Annotated in this window: 10 protein-coding genes; 8 read left to right on the plus strand and 2 right to left on the minus strand. The window is 44.5% G+C overall.

Annotation, left to right across the window (positions count from 1 at the left end; translation table 11 throughout):
• The 5 genes from B4J23_RS13290 to rdgB all read left to right on the plus strand — a co-directional run.
• Window positions 1-676 (plus strand): alpha-isopropylmalate synthase regulatory domain-containing protein (locus tag B4J23_RS13290; protein WP_291361263.1); only part of this gene is annotated, 676 nt, incomplete at its 5' end.
• Window positions 677-788: 112 nt separating this feature from the next.
• On the plus strand, window positions 789-1,949 hold the full coding sequence (gene metX, locus B4J23_RS13295) for a homoserine O-succinyltransferase MetX (protein WP_004781977.1): 1,161 nt from the start codon (window positions 789-791) through the stop codon (window positions 1,947-1,949).
• Window positions 1,949-2,542 (plus strand): methionine biosynthesis protein MetW, encoded by a 594-nt coding sequence (gene metW / locus B4J23_RS13300; protein WP_004781976.1) that lies wholly within the window; start codon window positions 1,949-1,951, stop codon window positions 2,540-2,542. Before metX ends, metW begins: the two co-directional genes overlap by 1 nt.
• The gene (locus tag B4J23_RS13305; RefSeq protein ID WP_166136288.1) at window positions 2,539-3,129 is read left to right on the plus strand and encodes a tetratricopeptide repeat protein; all 591 of its coding nucleotides are present in this window, start codon (window positions 2,539-2,541) and stop codon (window positions 3,127-3,129) included. Before metW ends, B4J23_RS13305 begins: the two co-directional genes overlap by 4 nt.
• A gap of 103 nt (window positions 3,130-3,232) precedes the next feature.
• A complete protein-coding gene (gene rdgB, locus B4J23_RS13310; protein WP_291361267.1) occupies window positions 3,233-3,859 on the plus strand; it encodes an RdgB/HAM1 family non-canonical purine NTP pyrophosphatase in 627 nt (208 codons plus the stop codon).
• Between the two features lie 102 nt (window positions 3,860-3,961).
• Here rdgB and B4J23_RS13315 read toward each other — a convergent pair whose 3' ends face one another.
• Window positions 3,962-4,843: a permease gene (locus B4J23_RS13315; protein WP_291361269.1), complete on the minus strand. Its 882-nt coding sequence runs from the start codon at window positions 4,841-4,843 to the stop codon at window positions 3,962-3,964.
• Window positions 4,844-4,957: 114 nt separating this feature from the next.
• Window positions 4,958-5,740 (minus strand): NRDE family protein, encoded by a 783-nt coding sequence (locus tag B4J23_RS13320; protein WP_291361271.1) that lies wholly within the window; start codon window positions 5,738-5,740, stop codon window positions 4,958-4,960.
• A 93-nt stretch (window positions 5,741-5,833) separates the two neighbouring features.
• Between B4J23_RS13320 and lgt the strand changes: the two genes are divergently transcribed.
• From lgt to B4J23_RS13335, 3 genes are all read left to right on the plus strand, one after another.
• Window positions 5,834-6,646, plus strand: coding sequence for a prolipoprotein diacylglyceryl transferase (gene lgt / locus B4J23_RS13325; RefSeq protein WP_291361272.1), 813 nt, complete (start codon window positions 5,834-5,836; stop codon window positions 6,644-6,646).
• Between the two features lie 89 nt (window positions 6,647-6,735).
• Window positions 6,736-7,128 (plus strand): hypothetical protein, encoded by a 393-nt coding sequence (locus tag B4J23_RS13330; RefSeq protein WP_034169880.1) that lies wholly within the window; start codon window positions 6,736-6,738, stop codon window positions 7,126-7,128.
• Window positions 7,121-7,383, plus strand: a 263-nt coding sequence (locus tag B4J23_RS13335) for a hypothetical protein (RefSeq protein WP_291361275.1), incomplete at its 3' end; no start/stop codon positions are given. The genes B4J23_RS13330 and B4J23_RS13335, both read left to right, overlap by 8 nt.

The raw sequence follows: 7,383 nt of genomic DNA on the forward strand, positions 1-7,383 counted from the left end.
GGATGCGATCAAAAAAGGCTTCGAATTCCAGAAAAACGAAGAAATCTGGGATATGCCGTACTTGCCAATCGACCCAAAAGACTTGGGTCGTGACTATGACGCCGTGATTCGCGTGAATTCACAGTCAGGTAAAGGTGGTATCGCGTACTTGTTAGAATCGAACTATAACGTGACTTTACCACGTCGTTTACAGATCGAATTCTCGCAAATCGTGCAGCAAAAAACCGATGAAGATGGTACTGAGATTTCAGCACAAGCGATCTGGAGCTTATTCAAAGATACCTATGTTGATGCCAAAGATGCACACTACGCTGCCAAGAACTATAAATTGTCAGATGAAAATGGCAACCAGGTGATTGAGCTAGATGTTGAAGTCAATGGTGAAACTCAGCACTTGCGTGGTGAAGGTAACGGTCCAATCTCTGCGATTTTGGATGCATTACAATTGCCGATTGATGTCTTGAACTATGAAGAACGTAGCATCAGCTCAGGTGCACATGCCAAAGCCTTGGCATTGGTTGAACTTCAAGTAAAAGGTACCGGTAAATCTGCCTTTGGTGCTGGTGTACATGACAACATCGTGACCTCTTCGATTGAAGCAATTATTGCATGTACCAACCGCCTGATCGACCAAGATGTATTGAGCACCGAACAGGTAATTGCTGCTGCCGTCTAAACCCGGTATTTGAATTAGCGATAATTCATAGCAGTAAAAAGACTTTAGAAGGATATCTGCAAATGGTATCCTTTTATTTATTCATACTAAAGATTTAAGGCGAATCATTCCCGTGTCTTTTCCAGCTGACTCAGTGGGCCTTGTTGTCCCACAAAAGTTCCAATTCGAACAGCCGTTAGAGCTTGAATGCGGTCGCATCCTCCCACGTTTTGAACTGATGGTAGAAACTTATGGCGAACTGAATGCCGATAAGTCCAATGCCATTTTGATCTGCCATGCCCTGTCTGGCCATCATCATGCTGCAGGTTATCATCATGAAGATGATAAAAAACCAGGCTGGTGGGATGCCTGTATTGGCCCGGGTAAGGCAATCGATACCAATAAATTCTTTGTGGTGGCGCTGAATAATATCGGCGGTTGTAATGGTTCTACTGGTCCTACCTCTCCTAATCCCGAAAATGATAACCGTCCATATGGTCCAGACTTTCCGCTAGTCACTGTGCGTGACTGGGTAAAAACACAGGCGATGCTGTCTGACCGTCTGGGGATTGATGTGTGGTATTCCATCATTGGCGGCTCACTCGGGGGCATGCAGGCCTTACAATGGTCGGTAGATTATCCGGACCGTCTGCAAAAATGTGTGATTATTGCCAGCGCACCAAAACTGTCTGCACAGAATATTGCCTTTAACGAAGTTGCGCGTCAGTCGATTCTGTCTGATCCGGACTTCCATCATGGCCGTTATCTGGAAAATGACAGCTATCCAAAACGTGGTCTGATTCTGGCGCGTATGGTTGGTCATATTACCTATCTGTCTGAAGAAGCCATGAAACAGAAATTTGGCCGTGATTTAAAATCTGGCAAATTCATGTATGGCTTCGATGTGGAGTTCCAGGTCGAAAGCTATCTACGTTATCAGGGTGAACAGTTTAGCCGTAACTTTGATGCCAACACTTACCTGATCATGACCAAGGCACTGGACTACTTTGATCCTTCACGTGAATATCAGCAGTCACTGGTCAAAGCGATGGCACAAACCAAATGTAAGTTCCTAGTAGTTTCTTTCACGACCGATTGGCGGTTCTCACCTTCACGTTCTGTTGAAATCGTAGACGCCTTAATTACCAATAATAAGCCTGTCAGCTATCTGGATATTGATGCTGAGCAAGGCCATGACTCCTTCCTGTTCCCAATTCCACTGTATGTGAAGTCATTGCGCGCCTTTCTAGGCGGTGAAGAACATCTGCGATCAACACCGAAGGAGGCTGTGTAATGCGTATTGACCAACAACTTGCTGAGAAATGGATCAAGCCCGGTTCACGTATCCTCGACCTCGGTTGTGGTGATGGCGAACTGCTGGCCCATATGAGCAAAAAGCACAATATTCGTGCATATGGATTAGAAATTGATCAAGAAAAGATTGCAATTGCGATCAGTCGCGGGTTAAATATCATCCAGCAGGACTTAAACCTCGGTTTAAGCCGTTTTGCTGACCAGTCTTTTGACTATGTGGTGATGGCACAAGCTTTGCAAGCTGTAGATGCACCAGACGTATTATTGCGTGACATGGTGCGTGTAGGGAAACAGGCCATTATTACCTTTCCAAACTTTGCGCACTGGAAGACTCGTTCTTTCTTGGCATTAAAAGGGAAAATGCCGGTTTCGGAAGCCTTACCCTATATGTGGTATAACACCCCGAACATTCACCTATGTACCTTCCGTGACTTTGAAGCATTATGCGCGGAAAACAACATAAAAATTATTAATCGACTCGCTGTGAATGGGAATCAAGAAGATAGTTTGCTGAGCAAACATCTCCCAAATCTATTTGGTGAAGTCGCAATTTATCGAGTGAGCGCTCTATGAAAAAATTATTATTAAGTACGACGCTACTGGCTGGACTTTTTGGCATGCAGGCCCATGCCGATTACGTTGCACCAACGCCTTCTGTGGCCAGCCAAGCAGCGCAATATTCAGTAATGGACATTCATAGTCTGACTAAAGCGGCTAAAGCAGGTCAGCCTGGTGCACAATTTTATTTAGCAACCAAATACCAGTATGGTAAAGACATTCAGAAAGATGAACGTCAGGCTTTTGCCTGGTATAAAGCAGCAGCAGATCAAGGTCTGGCAGTTGCTCAATTGAATGTTGGCCGTATGCTGGCAGATGGTATTGGCACCAAGAAAGATGAAACACTGGCTCGCCAGTACTTTGAAAAAGCAGCCAGCCGCGGTGATAATCGTGCCAGCTTTAACCTGGCGATGATGGAAGAGAAGAAAAAAAACTACATGGGTGCTTACCAGTGGTATGAACTCTCTACCCGTGACGGCATGCTGGACAATAAAGTGATTACTTTATCTGAAGGCAAGAAAACTGCATTGGCAGCCAACTTGACCCAGGAACAGATCCGTCAGGCACGTGATCGTGCAGACCGTTGGATTCAGGCACAATAAGCTGAATGGTATAAATAGCACCTTCGGGTGCTTTTTTATTGCCGCAAATTCTTCATCCATTGCTAAAATAGCGCCCATTCTTTATCTAATAATGAGTTTTAACATGGCTGCAACTGACTGGTTATCCCAAGGCACACTGGTACTGGCAAGTAATAACAAGGGCAAGATTGCAGAATTTGAAAAGATGTTTGCAGAACTCAAACTTCCAGTTGAAGTTATTCCTCAAGGTAAGCTGCATATTGAAGACGCAATTGAAGATGGTTTGAGCTTTGTTGAAAATGCCATTATCAAGGCACGTCATGCATCACGTATTTCTGGCAAACCTGCGATTGCTGATGATTCAGGGATTTGTGTACCAGTTCTGGGCGGTGCACCTGGGATTTACTCTGCACGTTATGCGGGTGAACATGGTAATGATGCAGCGAACAATGAAAAATTACTGGCTGACCTGAAACCACTGCGTAACGACGGTGAACCGATTGAAGGCATGTTTGTGTGTGTACTGGCCTTAGTTCAACATGCCGAAGACCCATTACCACAAATCTTCCAGGGCATCTGGAAAGGTGAGATCTTGGAAGCAGCCCGTGGTGAAAATGGTTTTGGCTATGATCCGCTGTTCTGGTTACCTGAACTGGGTATTGCGAGTGCGGAAATGAGCAAGGAAGAGAAAAATAAAATTAGTCACCGTGGTCAGGCAATGCAACTATTTAAAGCGAGTCTGGAAAAGTAAGTTTCATCTCTCATGGCTCCCTCTCCCGTTGGGAGAGGGCTGGGGCGAGGGATTTAAAATGCATCTTATTCTCTCTCGGGGAAAAGGACTTTTCTGATATTTTTATAAACCCGGCACCAACGCATGCACCACCACTCCATATACGCCGATCAAGATCGCACTGGCAATCGTTCCTGAAGCAATATATTTCGCTGAATAACCTGTGCCTTGATAATGGGTTTCCAGTGCCACAATATTGGCTGCTGGTGGAAGCAGGAAATACATCATTAAAACAGCATAAGTTAGTATTTGATGCGGAATTGGCAATAAGAAATAAGCACCTGCTGCCAGTCCTAAAGACAGAATAAAGCGACCACTAATCAATATTAAACTACGGGTCAAATCACTTAGCTGAATCCGGACATGACGGAGCCACATGCCTAGAATACACATACCAGCAAAGGTCACCAGAAACTTGTTCGCGGCATAGCCCCACTGAATCACTGGATGCGATTCATAAGCACTAAAATCCCAAAATGATAAAACTGCTGCAACCGTCAGTGCAATCACCGGTGGAGACTTCAGCATATTTTTAATAATGAATTGCGGTGTCTGCTTTTCAGCACTCACTGCTACAACTGCACTGACATTTCCAAATAAAGAACCGCCGATATATAAGGCAACAATGGTATTTAAAGCATCAGGACCAAATAACGCCAAGGTAAAAGGAAATCCCAGCCAGACACCATTCAAATAACTAAAACATAGTGCACGTAATTTATCTTTGGAGAAAAAGTAGAACAGACCGAACAAAAACAGCGAGCTAAAGATACTAAAGCCAATCAGCCACAAGCTACCCTGCTTATAGAACACCATGTTGTAAATTATAATCAACGGGATCAGCAGACGAGCCAGTAAAGCGGCCATAAATGGACGAACCGGCTTTAAATAATGGATGCCCCAGAATCCAATTAGAAATGAAATAAGTGGTAGGAGCAGTGCCATAAAAAAGATAAAGTCAGGAGTAGTAGACAGGCTTCATTCTAGCACACCTCTATATACTCAGAAGGGTGTTATTTAAACTGATATCTTTATAAATATCATCACCAATACTGTTATTTAGCTAATAATCGGAATAACTTGTTCAACGATCTGTCCTGCTGTTTCACCCTGCTGGGATTTTTCCAGCCACTGCCACTCATCGGTTTTCATTCGCAGGAAATTAGAACAGCGCGTGCCATACACTGGACTTTGAATAAAGGTCGAAGATAACAGCTGTTCCATTTCATGCGAAATCCCGGTCTTCGGCAATAATTCGGGAATGATCTTGCGTTCATCTTCCAGAATATCCCAAACGGCATAATAAAGATCAGATTCAGGCATATCTGGATACTGCAGCATGGGCAGAAATTCCTGAGTAAAACGCTTGCGCAAATGCCGGGTCTTTTGCCAGTCTTCGCTCATCAGGCCATTTGAGACTACATATACCCCATGTGCCAGTACTTGTGGTGCCTCGCCACGATTACTCATATAGACGGCTTGATCACGATCACCGACAAACAGGTTGAAGCCTGCATAATCACATTGACGTTTTTCCAGTTCTTGAGCAAACCGGATAGGTGTCAATTCAGATTCCAGAAAATGCTGAATGATATGTCCACGTGAAGTTGGGTAGTTATTCTTGTCACTCCCATCCCTGAAATTGGTAATCACTGCCCATCGTCCTGAAGCAGTTATACCCATCCAGGTACCACCAGACTGCAGATCCTGCCCGGCAATAATCGGACTGTTCTCCCATTCATATAATGCCTGGGTTGGACGTTGATAGAACTCATCACGATTTGAAATCAGACATAATGGCGTTTCATCCAGAACTCGCCAAGCCAGTGCCACAATACACATAATTGATACTCTCGATCTTTACACATTGAATGTACAACATTTTTCTTTGCTTTCAGCTAAAATCTGTGCAAAACAGAATCACAAGGAACAGGAATGCTCACCTATCCAAACATAGATCCCGTTGCAATTTCGCTCGGGCCTTTGCAAGTCCACTGGTATGGACTGATGTATCTCTTGGCTTTTTTATTTGCCTGGGGACTGGCGACTTATCGCGCTAAACAACGCGGCTGGACACCAGATATGGTCTCGGATCTGATTTTCTTTGGGGCTTTGGGTGTGATTATCGGTGGCCGGGTCGGTTACGTTTTATTCTACGGTTTTTCTCAGTTTTTGGAAAATCCACTCTGGCTGTTCCAGATCTGGACTGGTGGCATGAGTTTCCACGGCGGCTTCCTCGGCGTAATTTTAGCGATGTTATGGTGGTGCAAGAAATATAAAATGGCTTGGTTTCAGACGCTGGACTTTATTGCCCCCTGCGTTCCAACAGGTCTGATGTTTGGCCGGATCGGTAACTTTATTGGTGGTGAACTCTATGGCCGTCAAGTGACTGATCCAAATTTTGCCTTGGGCATGATTTTCCCAACCGATCCGCTGCAACTGGTACGTCATCCCTCACAACTGTATCAGGCGCTCTGTGAAGGCCTGATTCTGTTTATCGTACTGTGGTGGTTCAGTAGCAAGCCACGTCCACGTATGGCAGTTTCTGCGGTATTCCTGACCGGCTATGGTCTGGCCCGTTTTATCGTCGAGTTCTTCCGTGAACCGGATAATGGTCAGCTATTTATTGGCTGGATGAGTAAAGGACAATTCCTGAGCCTGCCAATGATCCTGATTGGTCTGTGGATGCTGTGGTATGCCTATCAGAAGAAAGTTTATGACTGGGGGCCACAGAAAAATAACGTATAATTTTCATAAATATTGCGAGGCCTCTGCCTCGCTTTTTTATATTTAAAATATGCTAAAGTGCTTTTTATCTTTTCTGTTCATACATCATCATGCTTGAGTTCTGGTTCAATCCGCAGGTGTCGCTCCTGAAAAAACTGCTGTTCTTTGTTGTGATTGCTGCAATTGCCGTAGGTCTGTACTGGATGGAACCTTTGCCTTTAGATGCCATCCTGATGTTTGCTGGTACTGGAATTATTTTCCTGATTTGTCGTTACTGCAAAATTCATTTCGCAGCAAAAAATCCGACTGGCCTGTTCTATCGTGTCCTGACCTGGATTCCGATTGCCTTATTAATCAGCCTGATTTTTATGAACATGAAACAGGGTGAAATCTTGCTGCCAGGCGCTCAGGGAATTGCCTTTATGGCTTTGACAATCTGCCTGTTTTCGCCTCTGTCTTTGCTTAATCAGAACAAGTCGGATTCAGGTTCCCCACATGCTTGAGTTCTGGTACTCCGAACGCTGCAACCGTCAGCTCAAGCTCATCATTATTATTATTGCGGTATGTATCGTAATTTACATAGCATCGACTGTAACGAAACTGGGTTCGATATTTGTTGGAATCAGTCTGGCGATTGGAATGCTGATGCACGTCTTGCGGGAATTCAGATTAAAGCTTTCTCCTGAAAATCCTTATGCCGAAGGTTTTCGTGCTTTAACGATGGCGATTCCGATTGTGGCAGTAATTAGCCTGATCGG

The sequence above is a fragment of the Acinetobacter sp. UBA3025 genome, from assembly GCF_002367915.1.
Classification (GTDB): Bacteria; Pseudomonadota; Gammaproteobacteria; order Pseudomonadales; family Moraxellaceae; genus Acinetobacter.

Coding starts and splice junctions, on each gene's coding strand:
- metW (WP_004781976.1), top strand. CDS start 1,949: ATGCGTATTGACCAACAACTTGCTGAGAAATGGATCAAGCCCGGTTCA.
- B4J23_RS13305 (WP_166136288.1), top strand. CDS start 2,539: ATGAAAAAATTATTATTAAGTACGACGCTACTGGCTGGACTTTTTGGC.
- rdgB (WP_291361267.1), top strand. CDS start 3,233: ATGGCTGCAACTGACTGGTTATCCCAAGGCACACTGGTACTGGCAAGT.
- B4J23_RS13315 (WP_291361269.1), bottom strand. CDS start 4,843: ATGGCACTGCTCCTACCACTTATTTCATTTCTAATTGGATTCTGGGGC.
- B4J23_RS13320 (WP_291361271.1), bottom strand. CDS start 5,740: ATGTGTATTGTGGCACTGGCTTGGCGAGTTCTGGATGAAACGCCATTA.
- lgt (WP_291361272.1), top strand. CDS start 5,834: ATGCTCACCTATCCAAACATAGATCCCGTTGCAATTTCGCTCGGGCCT.
- B4J23_RS13330 (WP_034169880.1), top strand. CDS start 6,736: ATGCTTGAGTTCTGGTTCAATCCGCAGGTGTCGCTCCTGAAAAAACTG.